The sequence below is a fragment of the Virgibacillus litoralis genome, from assembly GCF_017873675.1.
Lineage (GTDB): Bacteria > Bacillota > Bacilli > Bacillales > Amphibacillaceae > Lentibacillus > Lentibacillus litoralis.
This window is the reverse complement of record NZ_JAGGKK010000002.1, coordinates 180,638-203,889: the sequence shown is the minus strand read 5'-3', so window position 1 is coordinate 203,889 and position 23,252 is coordinate 180,638. Positions and strand designations below refer to the sequence as shown.

Annotated in this window: 24 protein-coding genes and 1 other annotated feature; of the genes, 16 read left to right on the top strand and 8 right to left on the bottom strand. The window is 35.9% G+C overall.

Features of this window, described 5'->3' with window-relative positions; genetic code table 11:
• Positions 1-345: 345 nt before the first annotated feature.
• The 11 genes from J2Z82_RS03280 (at position 346) to J2Z82_RS03230 (ending at position 9,720) form a co-directional block, all read left to right on the top strand.
• Positions 346-735, top strand: coding sequence for a cytosolic protein (locus J2Z82_RS03280; protein WP_209479360.1), 390 nt, complete (start codon positions 346-348; stop codon positions 733-735).
• A gap of 25 nt (positions 736-760) precedes the next feature.
• Positions 761-1,228: a transcriptional regulator NrdR gene (nrdR, locus tag J2Z82_RS03275; RefSeq protein WP_092503576.1), complete on the top strand. Its 468-nt coding sequence runs from the start codon at positions 761-763 to the stop codon at positions 1,226-1,228.
• A gap of 46 nt (positions 1,229-1,274) precedes the next feature.
• Entirely contained in the window at positions 1,275-2,615 is a 1,341-nt protein-coding gene (locus tag J2Z82_RS03270; RefSeq protein ID WP_209479359.1) for a replication initiation and membrane attachment family protein, read from the top strand.
• Positions 2,616-2,626: 11 nt separating this feature from the next.
• On the top strand, positions 2,627-3,559 hold the full coding sequence (gene dnaI / locus J2Z82_RS03265) for a primosomal protein DnaI (protein WP_209479358.1): 933 nt from the start codon (positions 2,627-2,629) through the stop codon (positions 3,557-3,559).
• 411 nt (positions 3,560-3,970) lie between these two features.
• Entirely contained in the window at positions 3,971-4,825 is an 855-nt protein-coding gene (gene ytxC / locus J2Z82_RS03260) for a putative sporulation protein YtxC (protein WP_245251058.1), read from the top strand.
• A 464-nt stretch (positions 4,826-5,289) separates the two neighbouring features.
• Positions 5,290-7,236: a threonine--tRNA ligase gene (gene thrS / locus J2Z82_RS03255; RefSeq protein WP_209479356.1), complete on the top strand. Its 1,947-nt coding sequence runs from the start codon at positions 5,290-5,292 to the stop codon at positions 7,234-7,236.
• A gap of 158 nt (positions 7,237-7,394) precedes the next feature.
• Positions 7,395-7,521 (top strand) — a sequence feature (ribosomal protein L20 leader region).
• A 63-nt stretch (positions 7,522-7,584) separates the two neighbouring features.
• The gene (gene infC / locus J2Z82_RS03250; protein WP_209479355.1) at positions 7,585-8,088 is read left to right on the top strand and encodes a translation initiation factor IF-3; all 504 of its coding nucleotides are present in this window, start codon (positions 7,585-7,587) and stop codon (positions 8,086-8,088) included.
• Positions 8,089-8,109: 21 nt separating this feature from the next.
• Positions 8,110-8,307 carry a 50S ribosomal protein L35 gene (gene rpmI, locus J2Z82_RS03245; protein WP_209479354.1) on the top strand — a complete coding sequence of 66 codons (198 nt, stop codon included), beginning with the start codon at positions 8,110-8,112 and terminating at the stop codon, positions 8,305-8,307.
• 66 nt (positions 8,308-8,373) lie between these two features.
• Positions 8,374-8,730, top strand: a complete 357-nt coding sequence (gene rplT, locus J2Z82_RS03240) for a 50S ribosomal protein L20 (RefSeq protein ID WP_092492363.1) — start codon at positions 8,374-8,376, stop codon at positions 8,728-8,730.
• A 64-nt stretch (positions 8,731-8,794) separates the two neighbouring features.
• Positions 8,795-9,064, top strand: coding sequence for a DUF1294 domain-containing protein (locus J2Z82_RS03235; RefSeq protein ID WP_209479353.1), 270 nt, complete (start codon positions 8,795-8,797; stop codon positions 9,062-9,064).
• Between the two features lie 80 nt (positions 9,065-9,144).
• On the top strand, positions 9,145-9,720 hold the full coding sequence (locus tag J2Z82_RS03230; RefSeq protein WP_209479352.1) for a TVP38/TMEM64 family protein: 576 nt from the start codon (positions 9,145-9,147) through the stop codon (positions 9,718-9,720).
• A 98-nt stretch (positions 9,721-9,818) separates the two neighbouring features.
• On the opposite strand, the gene J2Z82_RS03225 is transcribed toward J2Z82_RS03230, so the two are convergent.
• Both J2Z82_RS03225 and J2Z82_RS03220 read right to left on the bottom strand, forming a co-directional pair.
• Positions 9,819-10,214, bottom strand: a complete 396-nt coding sequence (locus J2Z82_RS03225) for a TIGR02328 family protein (RefSeq protein ID WP_209479351.1) — start codon at positions 10,212-10,214, stop codon at positions 9,819-9,821.
• 15 nt (positions 10,215-10,229) lie between these two features.
• Entirely contained in the window at positions 10,230-10,622 is a 393-nt protein-coding gene (locus tag J2Z82_RS03220) for a sigma-w pathway protein ysdB (RefSeq protein ID WP_092492367.1), read from the bottom strand.
• Between the two features lie 116 nt (positions 10,623-10,738).
• Between J2Z82_RS03220 and J2Z82_RS03215 the strand changes: the two genes are divergently transcribed.
• Together J2Z82_RS03215 and J2Z82_RS03210 are read left to right on the top strand one after the other, a co-directional pair.
• Positions 10,739-11,224, top strand: a complete 486-nt coding sequence (locus tag J2Z82_RS03215) for a dUTP diphosphatase (RefSeq protein WP_209479350.1) — start codon at positions 10,739-10,741, stop codon at positions 11,222-11,224.
• 74 nt (positions 11,225-11,298) lie between these two features.
• Positions 11,299-12,384, top strand: coding sequence for a M42 family metallopeptidase (locus tag J2Z82_RS03210; RefSeq protein ID WP_209479349.1), 1,086 nt, complete (start codon positions 11,299-11,301; stop codon positions 12,382-12,384).
• 77 nt (positions 12,385-12,461) lie between these two features.
• On the opposite strand, the gene J2Z82_RS03205 is transcribed toward J2Z82_RS03210, so the two are convergent.
• From J2Z82_RS03205 to sspI, 6 genes are all read right to left on the bottom strand, one after another.
• Positions 12,462-13,076, bottom strand: coding sequence for a lytic transglycosylase domain-containing protein (locus J2Z82_RS03205; RefSeq protein WP_209479348.1), 615 nt, complete (start codon positions 13,074-13,076; stop codon positions 12,462-12,464).
• A gap of 65 nt (positions 13,077-13,141) precedes the next feature.
• Positions 13,142-13,813, bottom strand: a complete 672-nt coding sequence (locus J2Z82_RS03200) for an ABC transporter ATP-binding protein (RefSeq protein ID WP_209479347.1) — start codon at positions 13,811-13,813, stop codon at positions 13,142-13,144.
• Positions 13,806-14,921, bottom strand: coding sequence for an ABC transporter permease (locus J2Z82_RS03195; protein WP_209479346.1), 1,116 nt, complete (start codon positions 14,919-14,921; stop codon positions 13,806-13,808). The genes J2Z82_RS03200 and J2Z82_RS03195 overlap by 8 nt, the downstream gene beginning before the upstream one ends.
• Positions 14,918-16,138 (bottom strand): ABC transporter permease, encoded by a 1,221-nt coding sequence (locus J2Z82_RS03190; RefSeq protein ID WP_209479345.1) that lies wholly within the window; start codon positions 16,136-16,138, stop codon positions 14,918-14,920. The genes J2Z82_RS03195 and J2Z82_RS03190 overlap by 4 nt, the downstream gene beginning before the upstream one ends.
• Positions 16,139-16,156: 18 nt before the next feature.
• On the bottom strand, positions 16,157-17,734 hold the full coding sequence (locus tag J2Z82_RS03185) for a flagellar basal body-associated FliL family protein (RefSeq protein ID WP_209479344.1): 1,578 nt from the start codon (positions 17,732-17,734) through the stop codon (positions 16,157-16,159).
• A 131-nt stretch (positions 17,735-17,865) separates the two neighbouring features.
• Positions 17,866-18,087 carry a small acid-soluble spore protein SspI gene (gene sspI, locus J2Z82_RS03180; protein WP_209479343.1) on the bottom strand — a complete coding sequence of 74 codons (222 nt, stop codon included), beginning with the start codon at positions 18,085-18,087 and terminating at the stop codon, positions 17,866-17,868.
• Between the two features lie 102 nt (positions 18,088-18,189).
• Between sspI and J2Z82_RS03175 the strand changes: the two genes are divergently transcribed.
• The 3 genes from J2Z82_RS03175 to pheT all read left to right on the top strand — a co-directional run bounded on the left by J2Z82_RS03175 (position 18,190) and on the right by pheT (position 22,733).
• Positions 18,190-18,927 (top strand): TrmH family RNA methyltransferase, encoded by a 738-nt coding sequence (locus J2Z82_RS03175; RefSeq protein WP_209479342.1) that lies wholly within the window; start codon positions 18,190-18,192, stop codon positions 18,925-18,927.
• 330 nt (positions 18,928-19,257) lie between these two features.
• A complete protein-coding gene (gene pheS, locus J2Z82_RS03170; RefSeq protein WP_209479341.1) occupies positions 19,258-20,307 on the top strand; it encodes a phenylalanine--tRNA ligase subunit alpha in 1,050 nt (349 codons plus the stop codon).
• Entirely contained in the window at positions 20,307-22,733 is a 2,427-nt protein-coding gene (gene pheT, locus J2Z82_RS03165; protein ID WP_209479340.1) for a phenylalanine--tRNA ligase subunit beta, read from the top strand. The genes pheS and pheT overlap by 1 nt, the downstream gene beginning before the upstream one ends.
• The last annotated feature ends 519 nt before the right edge of the window (positions 22,734-23,252 follow it).

Here is a 23,252-nt window from a genome sequence, read left to right as displayed (position 1 = left end):
TGAATGTGCACCCCCATCGATCAAGAAAATGAATTCCGTAATCGAATTAGAATTAGAGAGGTATTTGTTAGATTCCATTAACCTTTTGTAATAGTTAAAGAATACCCCGTTCATCCGCCATTTATTATGAAATGAATTTGTAATCAATCCAGAGAGTTTTTTCATACAAAAGTATAAATCTTTTCTTACTGCATATCTGCAACCAAGGCTTTCACCATTTAGGCAAGGCGATAAGCCAAGTTTTCTATAATTAGTCGATTTACAAAAAACATGTTAAAATAAATAGATATATAGTGTACGATAAGAAGTTATACATATGTATTATTTTTCGGATGGGGTGTACGAATGTCGTTCAGACAAAAGACTGCGAAATACTTTAGTAATCATGCTGAAACCAGTGAGAATCATATTGATCAGACCCTCCAAACACATTACTATAAAACTACAAAAGACAAAGGGTTAAGCTTGTTGGAGAATTATTTTAATAATAACGAAAGCTATAATATTAACGCTATTTCCAAGGATCACGGTGAAGTTAGTGCCACTATTGTTAAAGGAAAAAAAGCATTTGTTGTTGCAACTGTGATTATGGTTAGACCTTACCAGACAGCTATTGATTTTTCAGTTACAACAGAGTCAGTATTTCCGTTTGATTTAGGTTATAGTACAAAAATTATCCAGCGACTATATCAACAAGTAAATAAAGAGCTACCTATAATTAATAATAGGCGATAGCAGAAAATGAATGGGGTTGAACCGCATGAGATGTTCAAATTGCCACTATAAAAGTACGAAGGTCTTGGATTCGCGGCCAATTGAAGAGGCTCGTTCGATCCGCAGACGCAGAGAATGTGAAAAGTGCGGGTTTCGTTTCACAACATTTGAACGGATTGAAGAGGTCCCATTAATTGTTGTGAAAAAAGATGGTACAAGACAGGAATATAGCCGAGAAAAATTAATACGAGGCTTAATAAAAGCATGTGAAAAACGTCCAGTTCCTCTTGAAAAAATTGAAGAACTTGCCATCGATGTTGAAAAGGAATTGCGTAATACTGGTGTATCAGAAATTGATAGTAAAGAAATAGGTGAAATGGTTATGGACCGACTTTCAGAAGTTGATGAAGTAGCTTATGTTCGATTTGCATCAGTTTATCGACAGTTTAAGGATTTAACTGTTTTTTTGGATGAATTAAAAGACTTAATTAAAACAGATAAGAATAACACTTGAAAAACCAATTCAGTATTATGTTTGGAACAAAGAAAGGGTTAGAATAATGAATCATATTGGAAAAATTTTGCCAATCGAAGGCTATCGTGTTTTGTTTAAAGGGAATTTGCCAGTTGATTATGCAAAATCGTTAACTCACTTGTACCAACCTTTAATTGGTATTCAAGCATATTCGTTATATCAAACCCTAATGAATGAACTTGAATTTCAACATGAATCAGTACAAACACATCATACAATAATGAACTATATGAATTTACCATTAGATGACATTTATCGGGCAAGGTTAAAACTTGAGGGAATTGGACTGCTTAAGACATATCAGAATCAAACAGATGAACAAAATTCATATATATATGAGTTACAAAGTCCGTTTTCACCAGCAAATTTTTTTACGGATGAAATGCTGGCCCAATTACTATATCATCATATTGGTGAAACTAAATTCGAATTACTGAAGGAACACTATACTCAACATGAAAAAAGAGAAGGGACTAACATAACTGCCTCCTTCAGTGAAGTATTCCAAACATTTCAACCTTATCTTGAAGGGATGGAAGTGGCTAAAGATCAGCATGAATCGATTACAGATTCTGCTGCAATTGATTTTACTTGGATGGAACAAATGCTAAAGCAGCGTATGATCCCAGCAAATAGAGTGTTGACTCCGGCTAACAAAAAATTAATCTCCCAAATGATGACTTTATATGATTTAGCAACATATGAAGTAGAAAAATCTGTGTTATGGGCGCTGACTGATGAAAATACACTTAATCGTAATGAGTTTAAAGAAGCTTGTCATGACTTATTTAAGAACAAACACAATCAAATAAATATTAAGCTTACTGAAAAAGAAGAACATCCAATAAATGAAAAACCGGTTAGTAATCCAACTACGAAAGAAGAGCAGCTTATTATCGAATTGGAAAAAATATCACCAAAACAGCTACTTGAGGATTTATCAAGTGGCGGGCAGGCATCCGCTCAGGATATGAAGGTGATTCGTGAAGTAATGACAACTCAAGGACTGCCTTCTCCAGTTATGAATGTACTTATCCACTACGTATTGCTGCAATCAAATATGAAACTCTCAAGAGCGTATTTAGAAAAGATAGCAAGCCATTGGTCACGTGCTAATCTGAAGACAGCAAAAGAAGCTATGGCATTCGCAAAGAGTGAGAAGGACCGATATCAAAAAGGGAAAGCAAATAAACCAAACTATAAAAAGCCCCAGTCTAATGAAGTTGTTCCTGATTGGTTTAAAGAACGGAAAAAGAAGAAGCAACAGACAAACTCAACTCAAGATAATACAGATTCACAACAAGAATGGGAAGAAACAGCAACACTATTGCGAAAGTACTCTAAAAAGAAGAATAATCATTTATAAGGATGATAAAAATGAAGCCGGTACAATCGGAATTAAAAAAATGGATGCAAGAAAATAAAAACTTTAAAGAAAACTATATACGTATCAAACAGGAAGTATTAAATGACCCTGAAATAAAAGAATTTTTGTCATATCATCCAACATTGCCGGAAAAAGAAGTTGAAAAAAATTTGATAAAGCTATATGAATATAAATCTCAATCTAAGCAGTGTGATAAGTGTAAATCCTTTGACCAATGTCAAAATATGCTACAAGGATATTCGCCTGTTTTACATGTTAAAGATAATGAGATTCATCTATCATATGAAAAGTGCCACCTTCGACTGGATCATGAAAAACAACAGCAACAGCAGCAGCTAATCGAAAGTTTGTATATGCCAAAAGAAATATTAAATGCAGCTATAGACGATATTGATCATGATGCTGAAAGAGGTAGTGGAATCAGACAATTACTCCTTTTTTTAGAACAAACGAAATCAGGGCTGCCTTCAAAAGGTATTTACTTTTACGGACCGTTTGGTGTTGGAAAAACATACCTGCTTGGTGCGCTGGCAAACGCATTAAAAGAATATAATATATCATCTATGTTAATTTATATGCCTGAATTTGTTCGGGAAATTAAAAGCTCAATAAAAGATGATTCGATAAATGAAAAGATAAATTACTTTAAAAAAGCGGATGTGCTAATGCTAGATGATATTGGTGCTGAAACACAATCAGCTTGGTTTCGGGACGAGATCTTAGGGTCTATTTTACAATATCGCATGATGGAAAAGCTGCCAGTGTTTTTTACATCCAATTACAGTCTGGAACATCTGGAAGAGCAACTAGGCAGATCCAATCGTGGCGGTGTTGAAACAGTAAAAGCAGGGAGAATTATTGAACGTATTAAACAAGTAAGTAAAGATATTCCGCTTTCAGGAGAAAATCGCCGGGATGTTTAGAATATAGATAAACTAGCATGAAAGATTAACTTCTTTTACGCTAGTTTTTTTTTAGCTGTTAAGAAAGTATAAATACTTTCTTACTGCATAAGTGCAACTAAGGCTTATCTATATTAAGGCTTGGCGATAAGCCAAGTTTTCTAAGCACATAATTAAAAATAAATCAGTAAATACAATACCCACTTCTTATAATTACTATCGAATCTCACAGACAATTAGTGGCATAAATATAAAAATTATTATTTAATGCCCCTTTTTATTGGGGGAATTCGATTATAATAGTGAAAGGAAAAGATAACTTCACAGGTACTTGCCTTCCATTGTTTACTAACTTTACTAGTTTCATGGGTTTATACATTTTTTCACATGTATGTCCATATAATGTAACAGTTTGGTTCTTGGATGAGGGTGATGTATTTGCTGGAAGTTTATTTTGAATCGGATAAAGAAGTGATTAGTTTTTGTGAGCATTTATTTCAGTATAATAAGCAGATTGAATTGCATTGGAAAACAAGTGAGGAATGGGGGAATCATTTAATACTTGATTATCAGGTACCTGGTAATGAGACAATGGAATCCATAGCAAAATCAATGGTTGAGGTATTTGTGACACATCGACTGACAAACATGATAAACGGAATAATTAAAGACTATTATTACTATACAAACATGGATGAAATAGAACGCATATTGGATATAACTAACTGGATATTCTCAGGTGACGATGCTGACAGTGCTAATGTCAGGAAAAACAAAGATCCAAGCCAATTATTGCAGTCGTTATTTATAGCCAATATTAAGAACACTGAAACAATTCATTTTGATTCAGTTGTTAAATTTCAATTTAAGGTATTTAAAGACCAGCTTATATACTTTGTTGGGTTGGCGATAGATGAATTTAAACGAGAGGAAGACCATCAGGCTTTTGTTGATATGCTGCGGGAATACATTGTTAAGAGGGAACCGTCCTACGATACTGTTCATATATTGCAGGGAAACCAGTTTTCTTTTTATAAAACGAGTGGAAAACTGTTTACAAAGCTCGAACTAAGAATGCTCATGCAAAAAGAGCCGCTCTATATTGTAGGATTGGATGCTGACGAGTTGAATTTAGCACCATTAATAGCGATGGCACCGAAGAAAATAAAAATTTATGGTGACCATCCTTCTGAACCAAAAACATTAACTGTAATTAATGTTTTTCAGGAAAGAGTTGAATTTCAGCCAGTTAGCAGCTTTCCATTTCCATATTATTTAAAAAAATAATTATTAAAGCTTGATTTTATTGTCAGTAGCAGCTATAATACGACTTATATATAATTTTAACGAATCTAAAAGTAACGATAAGGACAAGATCATTTAGTTCTTGGGTAGATAAGAGAAGGAAGTCACCGGCTGAAAACTTCCATAGCCATGCAAATGATTACCACCTTTAAACTCTGCTATTGAACATAAGTAAATAGTGGCGTAAAATCTGCGTTAAAGATTTATGAGCCGCAAATGACTGCGGGAAATAGGGTGGAACCACGATGTTACCAACGCTCGTCCCTTTGCTTAAATGCAGAGGGGTGGGCGTTTTTATTTTCGCTGCTTTCTAAAAGTCTGTTGTTGAAAATTAAGAAAATATATAGTGTGGATATCGAAATGTGCAGCTAATAGCAGGAAAACTTATTACAAGAAGCCTTATTTTTAGAGATATTTGAGTAGAAAACGCAGAAGGAGTGTTACTAATGGCTGAAATAACGATAACTTTCCCGGATGGAGCAAACAAGCAATTTCCCCAGGGGACAACTGGTGAAGAGATTGCGAGTTCTATTTCGTCAGGACTAAAAAAACAAGCACTTGCAATCAAACTGGATGGAGAATTATATGATCTGCGACGTGAACTCCAACAAGGCGGGGTAATTGAGATTGTTACATATACCAGTGACGATGGAATAGACATTATGCGCCACTCAACAGCACATTTACTGGCGCAAGCTGTTACAAGGTTATTCGATAATGTCAATTTTGGGGTAGGTCCTGTAATTGAAGAAGGATTTTATTATGATATGGATATGGAACATACGTTAACACCTGAGGATCTTCCGAAGATTGAAAAGGAAATGAAACGCATCATTGAGGAAAACCTAGAGATAAAAAGAGTCGAGGTTTCACGAAACGAAGCAAAACGAATGTTCAAGGAAATTGGCGATGACCTTAAACTTGAGTTGATTGATGCCATTCCAGAGGATGAACAAGTAACAATATACAAGCAGGGAGAGTTTTTTGATTTATGCCGCGGAATTCATGTACCTTCAACAAGTAAAATCAAAGCATTCAAACTGTTGAGCATCTCAGGAGCATATTGGCGTGGTGACAGCAATAATCAGCAGCTGCAGCGCATTTATGGAACAGCTTTCCAAAAGCAAGGACAGCTTGATGAACATTTACGTATTCTCGAAGAAAGAAAAGAACGTGACCATCGAAAACTTGGAAAAGAATTGGAAATCTTTACGGTCTCACAAAAGGTTGGACAAGGGCTACCGTTATGGCTGCCAAAAGGAGCAACAATCCGCCGTACCATTGAGCGCTATATTGTTGATTTAGAAGAGCGCTTGGGCTATGATCACGTGTATACTCCAGTACTTGGAAGTGTTGATTTATACAAAACAAGTGGACACTGGGATCACTATCAGGACGACATGTTTCCAACAATGGAAATGGACAACGAAGATTTAGTGCTTCGTCCAATGAACTGTCCACATCATATGATGGTCTATAAAAACCAGCTATACAGCTATCGTAATCTTCCAGTAAGAATTGCTGAACTGGGTACGATGCATCGTCATGAAATGTCTGGTGCTTTAGCGGGGCTACAGCGTGTTCGTGCAATGACACTCAATGATGCACATATCTTTGCACGACCAGACCAGTTGAAAGCTGAATTTATTCGTGTTGTAGAACTTGTGCAAAAAGTATATGAGGATTTTGGAATTAATGATTATTATTTCCGTCTTTCTTATCGTGACCCTGAAGATAAAGAGAAGTACATTGATAATGATGAAATGTGGGAGAAAGCACAGGCCATGCTTAAAGAAACCATGGAAGAAATGAAGGTTGATTATGTTGAAGCGGAGGGCGAAGCTGCATTCTATGGTCCGAAGCTTGATGTACAAGTGAAAACAGCTTTAGGAAAAGATGAAACGCTGTCCACTGTTCAGCTTGATTATCAATTACCTGAACGATTCGATTTGACGTATATAGGTGAAGATGGAAATGAACATCGACCAGTTGTTATTCACCGTGGTGTTGTATCAACAATGGAAAGATTTGTCGCTTTCCTCATAGAAGAATATAAAGGAGCGTTTCCAACTTGGCTGGCACCAGTACAAGTGAAAGTCATTCCAGTGTCACCCCAAGTCCACATGGATTATGCAAAAAAAGTGGAAGAAAAGTTAAGGTTCCAAGGTATCCGCGTTTCAGTGGATGAACGTGATGAAAAAATAGGCTACAAAATAAGAGAAGCACAAACACAGAAAATACCTTTTTCCTTAGTTCTTGGAGATAATGAAATTGAAGAATATACAGTTAATTTCCGTCGTTACGGCGAGAAAGAGTCTGAGACAATTGCTTATGATAAATTTGAAATGTTAATTAACGATGAAATAGCAAGCAAAGAACTGCGCAGAAAATAAGTTACTTTCTGGGTACAATTGAATTCACGGTGTATCTGGACTTTTTATTATAGTAAAAGTATGATAATTTATATTTAAGCATGTGATTTCTGTATTATCGATTTGACAGAGTAGGAAATACATGCTATTCTATTAAAGTTGAATAAAATTAAATGATCTGAGACAAGTAGAAGCACCCGCTTCTCACCTGTTTGACGCATTCGTGCAGTTGACTGGTTTTGAACTCTTTTAATAGACTAATGGAGACGTGTGGGTGCGAAATTGTGCCTGCACGTTTTTTAATTCACTTGTCAATAACGGATCTGCATCACTACAATAATTTGGAGGTGGCTGGCTATTAGCAAAGATATGAACGTTAATGAAAAAATTCGTGCTAGAGAAGTACGACTTATCGACTCAAACGGTGATCAGCTTGGAGTGAAATCACGTAATGAAGCATTAGATATCGCTCAAACAAGGAATCTTGATTTGGTTCTTGTTGCACCAAATGCAAAACCACCCGTTTGTCGAATCATGGATTTTGGTAAATATCGTTTTGAACAGCAAAAGAAAGAGAAAGAAGCACGTAAAAAGCAAAAAGTTATCAATGTAAAAGAAGTGCGCTTTACACCAGGGATTGGAGAGCATGATTTTAATACAAAATTAAAAAATGCTAGAAAATTCCTTGATAAAGGCGATAAAGTAAAAGCATCCGTTCGTTTCCGCGGACGTGCGATTACACACAAGGAGCTTGGTCGGGAAGTTCTTGACCGCTTTGCAGAAGAAGTGAAAGATATTGCGACAATCGAATCCAAACCAAAAATGGAAGGTCGTAGCATGTTCATGATGCTTGCTCCAATAACTGAAAAATAACAACTCAAGGAGGAACTCAATATGCCTAAAATGAAAACCCATAAAGGTTCTCAAAAACGTTTCAGCAAAACTGGTTCAGGAAAGCTAAAACGTTCACACGCTTATACAAGTCATATGTTCGCCCATAAATCTCAAAAGCAAAAACGTAAACTACGTAAATCTACAGTTGTTTCTGCTAGTGATTTCAGACGAATTAAAACAATGCTTCCGTACAAATAAGCATTGAGACATCGGATCGCAAAAAGACATTACACTATTTTTTATTTGTATTAGGAGGGAATTAATATGCCACGTGTAAAAGGTGGAACAGTTACGCGCAGACGTCGTAAACGCGTACTAAAATTAGCTAAAGGTTATTATGGTTCAAAGAGAGCTTTATTTAAAACAGCAAAACAACAAGTTATGAAATCAGGTCAATATGCTTATCGTGACCGCAGACAGAAGAAACGTGACTTCCGTAAACTATGGATCACTCGTATTAATGCTGCTGCACGCATGAATGATATTTCATATAGCAAATTAATGCACGGATTGAAATTAGCTGGAATTGATGTTAACCGTAAAATGCTGTCAGATATTGCAATTAATGACGAAAAAGGTTTTGCAGAATTAGCTGAAAAAGCTAAATCAGCTACAAAATAACAGTTTATAAACGCCAAATCTAGACGAACTGGATTTGGCGTTTTTACATATTAGAGGTGAAAAGATGAATGAATTAAATCTCATTATTCTATTTCTTATTAGTGTTAATGCGATTGCTTATATTTTGATGGGAATAGACAAGCAGAAGGCAATCAGACATAAATATCGGATACCTGAACGTACGTTTTGGGGTCTGGCGATTTTAGGTGGAGCAGTTGGAGCGTTATTAGGAATGAAGCGTTATCGGCATAAAACGAAGCATCGCTTATTTACCTTAGGAATGCCATCGTTGATTGTCATTCACATTATTCTAATAGTGTATTTAACATATTAGATGTCATAAAGGCTCGTCTCTTGTCATATACATGTACTAATATGATTACCAAGTGCATGCTCTAATGAAGGAGGTTGGGTATGGAGCTGTTTGGCAATTATTTACTAGCATTCATTGAAACGGGTGGATTGTTTGCCCCTTTTTTATTTATAAGTTGCCATTTATTAAGGCCATTATTTTTTCTTCCTGTTGTATTTATATGTATTTCAGGTGGCATTCTTTTTGGAGCTGTTGCAGGAACGCTTTATTCAGTAATTGGCATTACTTTGTCCAGTATCATTTTTTACGGAGTAATTCGCTGGATGCCAAACACATTTAACAAGCTAGTAAACCTGAAACGAAAAATAATTGGCAGTAACTCTAAGTTCACCACATCCCAAATTGCCATACTACGACTTGTGCCGTTCATCCACTTTCATTTGTTATCATTATGCTTAATAGAAATATCCGCAAACTTTAAGGATTACACCAAATCATCATTATTATCAAACATTCCATTAGCTTTCGTATATACATCTGTTGGCAAATGGATATCCAATTTATCCCCAATGTATATCCTCGTATTCTTAGTCGCATTACTGCCCCTAATTTACATTTTAAGACGAAAAGAAATTATTATTAAATGGAACGATTTTTTTCAGGTAAGTACACAATGAAAATTACGAAATCGTTCGAGGTGGACTGTCTCAGACAAATTGTGATCAAATTATATTAGAAATAGCTCACCATGTGCAGATTCTGCTACACTGGTGAGCTATTTTTCACTTAATTTAATATAGATTCCTTTTTTTTGTAAGTTATCAATGCATTCATTAAAATATTCTTCATTGTGTTCTGGGTATATTTTTTCTTTATCGGTTTGATCATCTGTACATGTTATAGATTCGAGGTTAGAATGTCTCTCAGCAGATTTCCCGCGATATGTAGGTTCTTCCCAAAGTGGCTGAACATTATAACCTCTGCGCTTCATTTCATGAATTACTTTTAAATGATATTGATAAAGCTTATATGGTGAATAATTAAATATGTAGTTAACTGTTGAGTGCGGTTTTCCCCAGCCATTCCCTCTTAGTGCACAACATTCACGATGCTGCCCGAGTAATTGTTGACTAGGGAGGAGCTGGATGAGTTTTTCATGCCATAATCGCATAAGAATATACACCTCCTATTCTATAATTGTTAAAAGCAATTTATTTATAGGATGCTTCCATTCGATTTTTGCATGTGGATATCGAATTAATAATTCTTTTTCAATGAAATAGAGGTCATCTCTTGTGATCCCGCCTAATTCACCGGGATCACGTGCAAATACGCTAATATTCACAACTTCAAATGAATCTTCTGTTGTGCCAAGATATTTTTCGCCTTCAAATAAACAGTTTTTATATACAAACTGAATATTTTTCTTACTGTTAGTTGGTTCATCTACTATATAGAAATCGTCCTTGGCTTTGGCTATTTGCATCTTTCGTTCCGGATTACGATAATATTGATATACCGTATAGACGAGGAGAGCGAGTGCTATGAGGATAAGTATTCGAAACAAAATAACAATCATATCAAACCGTCTCCCTATTAATTGATAGTATCTTGTACGTTTTGAGATATAATCAGGTTTCACTATTTATGATAATTTCATGTTACAATCGACAAAAAGAGAAAAGAGGAATTGAAATGGACTGGTCAGAATTATACACGATGCAAAAACAATTGGACAACTATATTGAATCACAGCATGATTTAACAGGCAAGGATATATTTGAAGAAAAAAACCTGGCTTTACTTGTTGAGTTAGGAGAACTTGCTAATGAAACACGCTGTTTTAAATTCTGGAGTAAAAAACCAAGAAATGAAGATGCTGTAATCTTGGAAGAATATGTTGATGGGATACATTTTATTTTATCACTAGGTTTAGAAAAAGGATATGAGTATACATCAACAAGAACTGGAAATTCATCTAGGAGTGAAACAGAACAATTTAATCATGTTTTTAATGCATGTGTTATTTTTAAACAACAGCCTACACAAGCAAACTATGAAGTTCTTTTTGAATATTACTTGCAGCTAGGGGAATTACTAGGCTTTGATGAAGAAGCAGTACAAGACGCATACTTAAAAAAGAATGAAATTAATTACGAAAGGCAGAACAAGGGTTATTAGGTTGGAATCATTTTGTTATTTCTGAAATTACAGTTATAATGAAATAGGATTATAATTAAGGAGGATTCTTACATATGGCGAAATTAGATGAAACTAATACGATGTTAAAAGATTTAACAGATGCAAGAGGAATTCCAGGTAATGAAAAAGAAGCAAGAGAAGTGATGGAGAAGTATATTACACCATATGCTGATAAAGTTTATACTGACAATCTAGGCAGCTTGATTGCGGAGAAAACTGGCGATTCAAATGGTCCTAAAATCATGGTAGCTGGTCATTTAGACGAAGTTGGATTTATGGTTACCCGTATCGATGATAATGGTTTTGTTTACTTTCAGACAGTTGGTGGCTGGTGGAGCCAGGTTATGCTGGCTCAGCGTGTAACACTTATGACAACAAAAGGTGATGTAACAGGAGTGATTGGTTCAAAACCACCGCATATTCTTTCGGCTGAAGCCCGTAAGAAGCCAATTGATATTAAAGATATGTTTATAGATATTGGTGCATCAAGTAAAGAAGAAGCGCAGAAATTTGGTGTACGACCTGGTGACTCAGTTGTACCATATTTCGAATTTACACAATTAAAAAATGATAAGATGCTGTTAGCAAAAGCATGGGACAATAGGATTGGCTGTGCAATTGCAATTGAGGTATTAAAACAATTAAAAGATGAAAAGCATCCTAATATTGTATATGGGGTAGGAACAATCCAGGAAGAAGTTGGTTTACGAGGTGCGCGTACATCAGCACATACTATAAAACCGGATATTGGTTTTGGTGTCGACGTTGGTATTGCCGGGGATACACCTGGTGTTTCTGACAAAGATGCGGACAGCAAGCTTGGAGAAGGACCCCAAATTCTTTTATATGATGCATCGATGATTTCTCATAAGGGTGTACGTGAATTTGTTGTTGATACAGCGGATGAAAACAACATACCATATCAATTTGCAACAATCGCTGGTGGGGGAACCGATTCTGGTTCTATACATTTAACAGCTAATGGAGTTCCATCCCTATCGATTACAGTGGCAACACGCTATATTCATTCACATGCTGCTATCCTGCATCGTGATGACTTTGAAAATGCAGTGAAATTGATTGTTGAAACGATTAAAAAATTGGACAGTAATAAAGTGAAGGAAATTGTTTTAGGTTAAGGCTGACAAAGCGAAAAACATATGAAAAGAGCATAGATTAAAGAAAAAGATGAGGAGCTATTGATGCCTCATCTTTTTTATGCGAAATAAGAATTCATTACTTTTTTAACATAGTTTTGCGTTTCATCAAACGGTGGAATACCCTGGTGTTTATTCACATTTCCCGGTCCTGCATTATAGGCCGCAAGTGCTAATTCGATATTTCCGTTATAACGATCAAGCATTTGGCTTAAATATTTCGTTCCACCTTCAATATTTTGCTTGGGGTCGTATGGGTTGGTAACGCCCAGCCCTCTTGCAGTAGCAGGCATTAACTGCATTAAACCTTGCGCACCTGCACCACTTTTGGCATTTGCATTATAATTTGACTCGGCTTTTATGACGGAGTGAATTAGATTCGGATCTATTCCGTACTTTTCGGCAGTACTGGAAATATACGAATCAAATATTACTGGTGAAGTAGCATTCTTTACCGTTAATGGGGAAGTGTTTTTAAGTTGCATAAATGGCTGAGTCTGCATATCCCCGCTCATTAGGTTATTGTTAGTAGTGTTTCCATTCTTTATTTGCTGCTGTAATAATTGTTTAAATGCCAGGTCAATCATAGGGGAGCTAGTTGAACTGTTGCGAGAAGACGTTAATACTGACATAGCCTGTTGTTGAATTAGTGATTGCAAACTTCGAATATCCATAATTATATTCCCCCCAAATTTACTACATTAAGTGTACATCTTTATTCAAATAACTACAATATCCTTTATAATATTATCGGTTCTTTACCATATTCCTGTAACAGTTTACGGTAGAAAGGGTCATTACCAATACAATAAACTCGTTCACAAAGGTTATTGATTTCATCCATGTCATGTGATGTATAGATTATCATTTTACCGTGATTTTTTGCTAGATCATGTAAATATGAACCAATTTCTTTGCGTGATTTAAGATCAATTCCAACTGTTGGCTCATCCAAAAGCAATAGCATAGGTTCGTGAATCAAGCTTATTGCTAAATTTAATTTCCGTTTCATTCCACCCGAAAGTGTTTTTACAGTTTCATCCCATTTTTCAAGCTTCATATCTCTGCAAAGCTGCCTAAGCTCTACTTCACTTTTCTTAATCCATGATAGTTTCTCGAAAAAAACCATATTTTCTTTCACCGTGAATTCTTCCCACAAGGCAATATCCTGTCCAACAAAGCCTACTTTTTTACGAATATGCTTTTTACTTTTTTTATAGGATTGATCATCTAACGAAATAGATCCTGAAGTTGGCTGGGATAACGTTGCTAAAATTTGCAGCATTGTTGATTTGCCTGCACCATTTTCTCCTACTAGTCCGATGATTTCTCCAGATTTAGCAGTGAGAGTGACGGAATTAAGTATTTGTTTTTTCCCATATTCCTTTGATAGGGATTGGATGTTAAGCATGGTATCTCTCCTTTCTAACAAGCCAAACAATTGTAAAGAGAATAACGATGAGCGACCATAGACTTAAATATTCTCCGCTTAGTAACGGAAGAACTGGGTTAAGTAAATCAAGCCAAAACCAATCTGTAACTCCTGGAGGCAGGACTGCACCACTGCTAATTGTGACAAACAGTGTTAACCCAAATGACACGGAGTAAAATAAATATGTCGTTTTAAAAAGGTGTGCAAGTAAGAAAGCAGCCAGACTTAGTAAAATACGAAACACAATCAAATTGAAAATGTTAATCCATTCTCCAAATATAGCATACAACGTGATAACAGTAAGAAGATCAATTATAAAAAATAGAACACTATAAAGTATTAAATTCTGCAGCAGATATGATTTTAAAGTCCAACGAGTGAATGCAAAACGTACTCTCGTGTTTGACTGTCTTTCTTTAATTACCCAGTCAAACAGTAACAAGGTTGAAAGCATGCTGCATATTGCCCATAATCCCCATATAGAAAACAATGGAGTATTTTTGCTTCCTTTAACAGGTGAACCGCTGAACGAAAAAGCGGTATTAAGAAGGTTCTCATCTTGTTCGATTTGATTACTTTTTATAACAATCTCCTCAAAAGTCCATCCTGTGTTTGTCTCATATTGCTGTTCTAGTTCTTTGACCGTAAACGCAGCTTTAGATTTACCGGTTTCCTGCTGAACATAGGATAAAATTATTTCCTTTACCGGTGAATAGGCAAACGATAGGTCGGATTGATAGCTAGTGATTAACTGACTACGATTATTTTCAAGAATTTTCTCCTCAAAACCTTCATGAATAACAAATACACTATCCAATTCATGTTTCCTTAATTGGTGTAATGCATCATCTTCAGGTATTTCTCTAATTCTGACAAAAGGCGTCGTTTTAATTTCCTCTACTAATTCTTTTGATTCCTCTGTTTCTTCCTCTAAGACGACACCAACTGGAACTTTTGTATCTTCCTGTAAAACTTCAGTAGCTGTAATAATACCTATCGTTGCAATAATTGGAAACAAAAGCCAGAAAATCAAGCTGGTTCGCTGTTTTTTCCAATGTATAAAGCGTGTTGCGAGGATACTTTTCATTGGTTAACACGCTCCTTCCACATCGATAAACCTATTAATAATAGAAAGCTGGCTATCGTTAAAAGTGAAAGAGGGAGATAATCAGCATAAAGTCTTCCATTTAAAACTACTTCCTGGAGCCAGCGAAAGCTCTCTCCGGCAAAACTATAAGGTAATAGTTTCTGTGCATATAGTGGAAAATATAAAGTGGGAATAATTGCTCCACTTACTAATAAAGTTGAAATTGCAAATAATGATTGTGAAAGCAAACGTATTTTTGGTCCACTGATTACCGTTTCCAGAATAGCTAACCCGAATAGAAAAGAAATGCTATAAAGGCTTATTATAACTGCAATTCGTAAATAATCTTCACCGAGTAAAATAACATCTATTAATTTAGTGAGTGCAAGTAATGTAATAATCGCGCAGATAGTTGTTAAAGCAAAGGCAGTTAGTATTTTTGCCATGACTTGTCTGATTTGAGTAACACCATACAAACGCATTCGATTCATTATGCGATATTCTTCATCCTTTGTAAAAAATGAATAAAATACCAATAGCCATGCTGTAATAATCGTAAACCAGCTTGAAAGCCCGTAATAATGAACAGGAGAATCGGTCGCGTTATTGGTGATTTTTTCCTCATCTATGATTTTATCTTTCCCTACTGTGTATACTAAAAAATTGGTGAATTGATTAAATAGCATGTCCTGACGCGTTTCATTATCAATGGATAACTGTTTTGCATAGTAGTTTATCGTTAGTATATTTGCCTGTGATGCACGAATGTGTCGTGTAATACTATCAAGCAATTCTTTCACAACATAACTCTCTGTTCGTTTATTTGGATTCCCTGTAATATTCAATGTAACTTGATTTCCATTATATAAGCTTTCTGTGAAGCCTTCTGGAAATGTGACATAGGCACTTAACTGACCATCAATTTGATGGATAGCCTGTTCTTTTGTTAGTTTTTTAATTTGTATGTAACTGCCTAATTGAGATGACTCCTCCATTAAATCCAAAACCAATTCAGTTTCATCTGATTTATCTAAATCGATTAATCCCACATAGATTGTTTCTTTTTCCTCGGGAGTGAAAACAGAAACTGCTATGATAGCAATAAATGATACTAGAATTATAGGAAACAGTAAAAGCAGAGGAAGTGTTAACCACTTCCTCTGCAATTGCTTAATATTATAATTGGTAAATAAAAATAGATGTTTTATGAAATGCATACATCCACTTCCAATTCATTAAAAGCCATTTAGATTCCCGCCAGTTCCCATTAATCCGAAGATCCATTGCTGAAATTGAGGCGTTACTTCCATTTCGAAGTATTGATTTAATTCATCCTTACTCATGTTCCCTATATTCTTAACTTCCTTATCGCTATCTAATTCAACAGTATTTATTAATTTTGCATTTTTCTCGATGTGAAGACCAATTAAATCTTGACCAATATCAGGTGCTTCGACAGAAAAATTGTGCTCAGATGTCATTTGATCATTATTATAGGAAGCATTCCCAGACCATATTAGACTACCACTTTCCTCTGCATCACTAAATGAAAATTTACGTTCAAATTTTCTGTTACCATCCTCTAATGTGCCCATGCCTTCATATGATAGTTCAGTTTCCTCAAATGAAAGTTTGATAGAGTCAGAGACTTCATTGGGAGTTGTTTTCAAATCACCTGTAAGCATCATGTTGTAATTACCATTTTGATTATCCGCTTCAAAATTATAATTGAAGGTTTGGTTTTCATCCTTTAGAAGTTGAGTTCCATTTACAGACAGTGTGCTAAGCTGCTCATTTGTTGGACCAAGTTTTACAGAAAAGTCACGTTTAACGATAAGCTCGTCTTTAACCCATATCGTCGATTGAACACCATCTGGAATTTTAAATTCTTTTAATTTTTCTTGAGCATCCTTTAATTCTGTTTCAAAGTCTCCGATAAACTGATCGATTTGATTTTGAACATCAGGTGTCATGCTTGAAGAAGTAATACCTGCGCCAAATTGTTGAACACCAATCTGCTCACTGATAATCTCTTTTAGTCTTTCGTCATTTTCCATTTTTTCTAGTACTGTTAAAAGAAGGTCTTTTGTTTGCTTCTCGGAAAGATGCATGGTTATTTTTTGAGAATCAATGGCATTTGAGTCAACGTTAACAGTTTCATCCGTTAATTCAAAAGCTTCATCAGGTAATTTATCATATACCATTTCCAAGTATTCTTCTTGAATATATTTTTGGTCTTCTTTACTAAGTACCCCAGTTGACCCTTCAAAAAAAGCATTGAAATCAAGTTTTTCGTCTCCGGTAAAGGTGTTTGGATCAACTTCTTTCAATAACTTACCCAAGTCTTCACCGTTTAACTGGACTAATTCTTCGAGAAATGGCAAACCAAGCATAACCTGATTTTCTGTCAGATAAAAATTAATATCCCCAACTTCAAGTGCTCCCATGTTTGCTTTTATGTCGGATGCCATATGCTTTTTACTTTTATCGATGGCAGTAGTTATGGTAAGAGTTGCATTATTGATAAATTGCGCTGGCCCCATACCCCCAAAACCATTCATAGCATTTGGATCATTATACTCACCAGAAAATTCCAGTTCTGTCTCAGTAGGATTTTCCTCGCTTTGTTCATACCAGGTTATTTCCGGTTGATAACGTGCTTCTGCTTTATCTGCAACAAATTCTACTGATTTCTTCTCGGCTAAAAAATATTGCTGTTTAGCAGATAAATCAAGTAGGACATATGCTGCTACACTACCGCCAATTAACAGAACAGCAACAATTGAAATAACTACAATTTTTTTCGAACTCATCTATAATCTCTCCCCCTAAGTACAAGCTTCTTTTAATATATGTATTATTTTCATATAAGTTTACCATAAAAACAGGTAAATGTAGTTATTAATCAACAAAAAAACGGATGCTTGTTTGCATCCGTTTTGATTTAACTTGTAGTAGCTTGTTTTACCCCTTGTTCCAGCGCATCAATCATTTCTTGTTTATCTTCATCATTCGATTGATTCCAAATCAATTCAAAAATAACTCCTAAACCTGGCAGCATTTTTTCTTCACCATCTTGAATTGCATCAACAATGGTTGCTTCTAATTGTTCCTGATTATTTGATGCAATATTGGATAATATTGCTTCTCTTAAATTCAAATCCATAAAAACACCTCTCACAATTATTTTAACTATAGATAGTTTGACCAGTATAGGATAAAATATGTATGATAATACAGAAATATATTGGAGTTGAATTAAAAATTTATGATTACTTCGGTACAAAATGAAAAAGTAAAACAATGGAATAAACTGCATAAACGTAAAGGCCGTACTGAATCAGGAACTTTTTTTATTGAAGGGTTTCACTTGGTTGAAGAAGCCCACAAGAGTGAATGGGAAATCGTCGAAATTATCGTTCAAGAAGATACGCAATATCCAAATTGGTTCGATGATTATATGGTTACCCTTGTAGGTGAAAAGGTCATCCAGCATATTGCTCGTACAAAGACACCTCAGGGAGTATCTGCGATTATAAAAATGAAAGAACCAGAAGCAATAATTGGAAATTCTCTATTATTAATTGATTCAATTCAAGATCCAGGTAATTTAGGTACGGTCATTAGAACAGCGGATGCAGCAGGGTTTGATGCGGTGTTTCTGGGTGATGATACTGTTGATATGTATAATGATAAGGTTATCCGTTCCACACAGGGATCATTATTCCATTTGCCAATTTCACAGGTAAATATTAAAGAAAAAATACCGCAGTTAAAGGCAGAGGGATTTAATGTATGGGCTTCTGCATTATCGGATGCAATCCCATTTGATAAACTTGAAGTGCCAGAGAAAACTGCCCTTATTATTGGAAATGAAGGTGCAGGAATTCAAAGTGAAATTGTTGACTTAGCTGATTCGGTTGTAAAAATTCCAATATACGGAGAAGCAGAATCACTAAATGTAAGTGTTGCAGCAGGTATATTAATGTATTATATTAGTAAGTAGAAGTTGCATATTATCTAGATGTTCATTATAATTAAATAAATTTAACATAAAAGCTAAGATAGAGTTCGTAATGGTTAGTTAGCGGTAAAAGGGAAGAAATGTCCTGGACTGAAAGCATTTCTACTGTGATAATTGTTACACTTCACTCTGGAGCTGGCACTCGGGACCTTGATTAATCAAGTAAAGGTGTACCGGATGAAAAATCCGTTATCAAGATTAAGTTGGATGCATTAATGTGTCAACAAGGGTGGTACCGCGAAACTATAGCCTCGTCCCTTTTTTGGGATGGGGCTTTTTTGTATTCAAAAAGTGTTGAAGGAGGAATAAAGTATGAAAGAGCAATTGGAGGCTATTCAGGCTGAAGCATTGGATAATGTTAAACAAGCAAATAATTTAAAAGAACTCCAGGATATTAAAGTAACTTATCTAGGGAAAAAAGGGTCTTTAACGTCTGTCCTGCGAGGTATGGGAAAACTTTCAAAAGAAGAACGACCGGTTGTTGGTGAAATTGCCAACCAAGTACGTGAAGCTATTACTAATGAAATTGAGCAAAAGAGTGAGATTCTGGAGGAAGCTGCATTAGATGAGAAACTTCAGCAAGAAGCACTTGATGTGACATTACCGGGACGTCCAGTTCAAGTCGGAGGACCCCATTTATTAACGCAAATTGTAGAAGAGATTGAGGATTTATTTATTGGAATGGGTTTTGAGGTAAGAGAAGGGCCGGAAGTTGAAACAGATTATTATAATTTCGAAGCGCTAAATCTTCCTAAAGGTCATCCAGCGCGTGATATGCAGGATACTTTTTATATCACGAATGAATTATTGCTTCGAACCCATACATCACCTGTTCAAGCACGAACAATGCGACAGTTCAATGGTGATCAAACTGTTAAAATGATTTGTCCCGGAAAAGTATATCGTCGTGATACGGATGACGCAACACACTCACACCAGTTCACCCAAATTGAAGGACTGTATGTGGATAAAAATGTCCGTATGAGTGATTTGAAGGGAATATTAGACAAATTTGCTAAGAAAATGTTCGGCGATGATCGGAAAACACGGCTGCGTCCAAGCTTCTTCCCGTTTACTGAACCATCTGTTGAAATGGATATTTCATGTAAAGTCTGTAACGGATCTGGCTGTTCGGTTTGTAAAAAGTCAGGCTGGATAGAAATTTTAGGTGGTGGCATGGTCCATCCAAGAGTGTTGGAAATGGCCGGATATGATTCTGAAGAATATACTGGCTTTGCATTTGGAATGGGGCCAGAAAGGATAGCTATGCTGAAATATGGCATTGATGATATCCGTAATTTCTATACAAATGATGTACGATTTCTAAAACAATATCACCATGCAAAAGGAGGTACCTTGTAATGCTAGTATCACTAAACTGGTTAAAGAATTATGTAGATATAGAAAACATCTCACCTGAAGAGCTTGCTGAAAAAATTACGAAAACTGGTATTGAAGTAGATGGTATTGAATATATTGCGGAAAAAAGTCAAGGTGTTGTAGTTGGTAATATTGAATCATGTGAAAAACATCCCAATGCTGATAAATTGAATCTTTGCCAGGTCGATGTAGGTGATGAGAAATTACAGATTATCTGTGGAGCACCAAATGTTGCGCAAGGTCAAAAAGTTGCAGTAGCTAAGCCTGGTGCGGTTCTGCCTGGGAACTTTAAAATTAAAAAGGTTAAACTGCGTGGAGTAGAATCAAATGGAATGATTTGTTCACTTCAGGAGCTTGGTATTGAAGAAAAATACGTACCAAAAGATATTGCGGAAGGTATTTTTGTTTTTCCAAATGATGTATCGATAGGTGAAAGTGTCGCGCCCCTTTTAAACATAGATGATGCCGTATTAGAATTTGATTTAACACCAAATCGTGCCGATTGCCTGAGTATGTTAGGGGTTGCGTATGAGGTTGCTGCAATACTCGATAAAGAGGTGACATTACCAAGTGAAGCAGTAAATACAAGTGAGGAAAAAGCGAAAGATTATGTTTCTGTTGAAGTGGCTGATCCGGAGTTAAATCCATATTACGGTGCATTTGTCGTTAAGGATGTAAAAATAAAACCATCTCCGTTGTGGATGCGTAATGCGTTAATGGCAGCAGGTATTCGTCCTATTAATAACGTAGTGGATATTACCAACTATGTATTACTTGAATATGGTCAGCCATTGCATGCATTTGATTACGATTTATTGAATTCCGGAAAAATTGTTGTAAGAAATGCGGAACAGAATGAAAAGCTAATTACACTGGATAAGGAAGAAAGAAACTTATCAGATGACCATTTAGTAATTACAGATGGAAAAGCTCCTGTTGCAATGGCTGGTGTTATGGGTGGAGCCAGCACAGAAATTAATAATGAAACCACAACTATCTTGCTTGAAGCAGCATATTTTTCACCTGCTTCAGTTCGAAAAGCAGTGAAAGATACAGGCCTACGCAGTGAATCAAGCACTCGTTTTGAAAAGGGAGTAGATCCTAATCGAGTAAAAGAAGCAGGTCTTCGTGCATGTCATTTACTGGAGAAATACGCTGGTGCAACGGTTCTGGATGATGTTGTTTCTTTTGATGAATTGGATCGTTCTAAGAAAGTAGTCGATGTTAGTACTGCAGAGGTTAACAAACGTCTTGGAACTCAAATTAGTACAAAAGAAATTGGTGTGATTTTAAATAAGCTGCAATTCCCATTTGAACAGGATAATGATCAATTGATTGTGACTATTCCGACTCGTCGTGGAGATATTAAGATTTTTGAAGATATGCTTGAGGAAGTTGCTCGTATTTACGAATATGATAACCTTCCATTTACGTTACCAGAAGGTTCATCACAGGCAGGTGGATTAACGAACAGACAGCAATTAAAGCGAGATGTTAAAGCTTACCTTCAAAGTGCAGGGTTGATGGAGACGATAACATATTCGTTAACAAGTGATGATCATGTGTATAAGCTATTAAGTCCGGTGCATCAAGAACAGAATCTTAATCCAGTTCAACTGGCTATGCCAATGAGTGAAGACCATAAATATTTAAGGTTAAGTATATTACCGGGGTTGCTTGAGACATTAGCGCACAATCATGCACGAGATCAAAAGAATTTAGCTTATTTTGAATTAGGAAATGTTTTTGTTTCAAATGAAGAAACACTTACAAAGCAACCAGACGAAAAGCTGCGTGTTGCGGGAGCAGTTACAGGGTTATGGCTGTCTCATCAATGGCAGCAAGAGAAGAAGCAAGTAGATTTCTATCTAGTTAAAGGAATTGTGGAGGGTCTGTTCGACTTTTTAAATATACAGGTTACCTTCGAACAGGCTAAACTCCAGGACATGCACCCAGGGCGGTGTGCAACAGTGAAGATTGATAACCATGTTGTTGGATTTATCGGCCAAGTGCATCCGAAGCTTGAGAAGTCAATGGACATTAAAGAGACTTATGTTTTTGATGTTGATATGGAAGCAGTATTAGCTGTTTATAAAAACACACCAGGATATAGTCAAATTCCAAAGTATCCATCTGTTTCCAGAGATATTGCATTTATTGTCGATGAGGACGTTCAAGCAGGTGATATTAAACAAACGATAGAAGAAACTGGCTTGCCAGTAGTTAAGAATGTTCAAGTGTTTGATGTTTACAAGGGTGAAAACTTACCAGAAGGCAAAAAATCAATCGCATATAGCTTACTTTATCAAGATAAGGAAAAGACATTGAAAGATGATGAGGTTGAACAGTCCTATCAGGAAATTGTCGGTACGGTTAATAATAAATTTAATGCCTATGTAAGGTCATAAGCGCGAGAGCAAGTATCATCCTAAGTGGTTCAGTTTTGGAGTGCAAAAACACGATTTGTACCCTTAGCTGAACTGCTTTTTTACTAAGGATTTTACCACCCTAACATGGGAGGTTATGATATTATGACGCAGTTTATAGATTTATTGGCAGCTATGAAAGTATCCCATATAATGCTGGTCTCTTCATCATACCCCGATTGGTCGATATCCGGTATTTCCGGTTGATATACCGAAATTGCGGTTGATATCCAGTGTTTCCAGCCGTATATTATATCCGTGGTCAGGGCGTGAAGTGAGCATCATCTAAATTGGCTTAGCGGCATTAGCGTTGTTAATGGTAAATTGTGAGACTCCTGGAGCGAGGGTTCGCCAAGTAATGAAAGTTAAGTACGGCAAGTCGTGTTAGATAACAGGGAGTAAGCGCTTCGATTAAAATCAACAATACAACCTTTTCCATCAATATAAAAAGAGCATCAAATTACTCTGCAATGCTCAATCGGTGCTGTATTTTCACTCAGC

Excerpts from the sequence above, each read along its gene's own strand:
- J2Z82_RS03280 (WP_209479360.1), top strand. The coding sequence starts at position 346 with ATGTCGTTCAGACAAAAGACTGCGAAATACTTTAGTAATCATGCTGAA.
- nrdR (WP_092503576.1), top strand. The coding sequence starts at position 761 with ATGAGATGTTCAAATTGCCACTATAAAAGTACGAAGGTCTTGGATTCG.
- J2Z82_RS03270 (WP_209479359.1), top strand. The coding sequence starts at position 1,275 with ATGAATCATATTGGAAAAATTTTGCCAATCGAAGGCTATCGTGTTTTG.
- dnaI (WP_209479358.1), top strand. The coding sequence starts at position 2,627 with ATGAAGCCGGTACAATCGGAATTAAAAAAATGGATGCAAGAAAATAAA.
- ytxC (WP_245251058.1), top strand. The coding sequence starts at position 3,971 with ATGTATTTGCTGGAAGTTTATTTTGAATCGGATAAAGAAGTGATTAGT.
- thrS (WP_209479356.1), top strand. The coding sequence starts at position 5,290 with ATGGCTGAAATAACGATAACTTTCCCGGATGGAGCAAACAAGCAATTT.
- infC (WP_209479355.1), top strand. The coding sequence starts at position 7,585 with ATGAACGTTAATGAAAAAATTCGTGCTAGAGAAGTACGACTTATCGAC.
- rpmI (WP_209479354.1), top strand. The coding sequence starts at position 8,110 with ATGCCTAAAATGAAAACCCATAAAGGTTCTCAAAAACGTTTCAGCAAA.
- rplT (WP_092492363.1), top strand. The coding sequence starts at position 8,374 with ATGCCACGTGTAAAAGGTGGAACAGTTACGCGCAGACGTCGTAAACGC.
- J2Z82_RS03235 (WP_209479353.1), top strand. The coding sequence starts at position 8,795 with ATGAATGAATTAAATCTCATTATTCTATTTCTTATTAGTGTTAATGCG.
- J2Z82_RS03230 (WP_209479352.1), top strand. The coding sequence starts at position 9,145 with ATGGAGCTGTTTGGCAATTATTTACTAGCATTCATTGAAACGGGTGGA.
- J2Z82_RS03225 (WP_209479351.1), bottom strand. The coding sequence starts at position 10,214 with ATGCGATTATGGCATGAAAAACTCATCCAGCTCCTCCCTAGTCAACAA.
- J2Z82_RS03220 (WP_092492367.1), bottom strand. The coding sequence starts at position 10,622 with ATGATTGTTATTTTGTTTCGAATACTTATCCTCATAGCACTCGCTCTC.
- J2Z82_RS03215 (WP_209479350.1), top strand. The coding sequence starts at position 10,739 with ATGGACTGGTCAGAATTATACACGATGCAAAAACAATTGGACAACTAT.
- J2Z82_RS03210 (WP_209479349.1), top strand. The coding sequence starts at position 11,299 with ATGGCGAAATTAGATGAAACTAATACGATGTTAAAAGATTTAACAGAT.
- J2Z82_RS03205 (WP_209479348.1), bottom strand. The coding sequence starts at position 13,076 with ATGGATATTCGAAGTTTGCAATCACTAATTCAACAACAGGCTATGTCA.
- J2Z82_RS03200 (WP_209479347.1), bottom strand. The coding sequence starts at position 13,813 with ATGCTTAACATCCAATCCCTATCAAAGGAATATGGGAAAAAACAAATA.
- J2Z82_RS03195 (WP_209479346.1), bottom strand. The coding sequence starts at position 14,921 with ATGAAAAGTATCCTCGCAACACGCTTTATACATTGGAAAAAACAGCGA.
- J2Z82_RS03190 (WP_209479345.1), bottom strand. The coding sequence starts at position 16,138 with ATGCATTTCATAAAACATCTATTTTTATTTACCAATTATAATATTAAG.
- J2Z82_RS03185 (WP_209479344.1), bottom strand. The coding sequence starts at position 17,734 with ATGAGTTCGAAAAAAATTGTAGTTATTTCAATTGTTGCTGTTCTGTTA.
- sspI (WP_209479343.1), bottom strand. The coding sequence starts at position 18,087 with ATGGATTTGAATTTAAGAGAAGCAATATTATCCAATATTGCATCAAAT.
- J2Z82_RS03175 (WP_209479342.1), top strand. The coding sequence starts at position 18,190 with ATGATTACTTCGGTACAAAATGAAAAAGTAAAACAATGGAATAAACTG.
- pheS (WP_209479341.1), top strand. The coding sequence starts at position 19,258 with ATGAAAGAGCAATTGGAGGCTATTCAGGCTGAAGCATTGGATAATGTT.
- pheT (WP_209479340.1), top strand. The coding sequence starts at position 20,307 with ATGCTAGTATCACTAAACTGGTTAAAGAATTATGTAGATATAGAAAAC.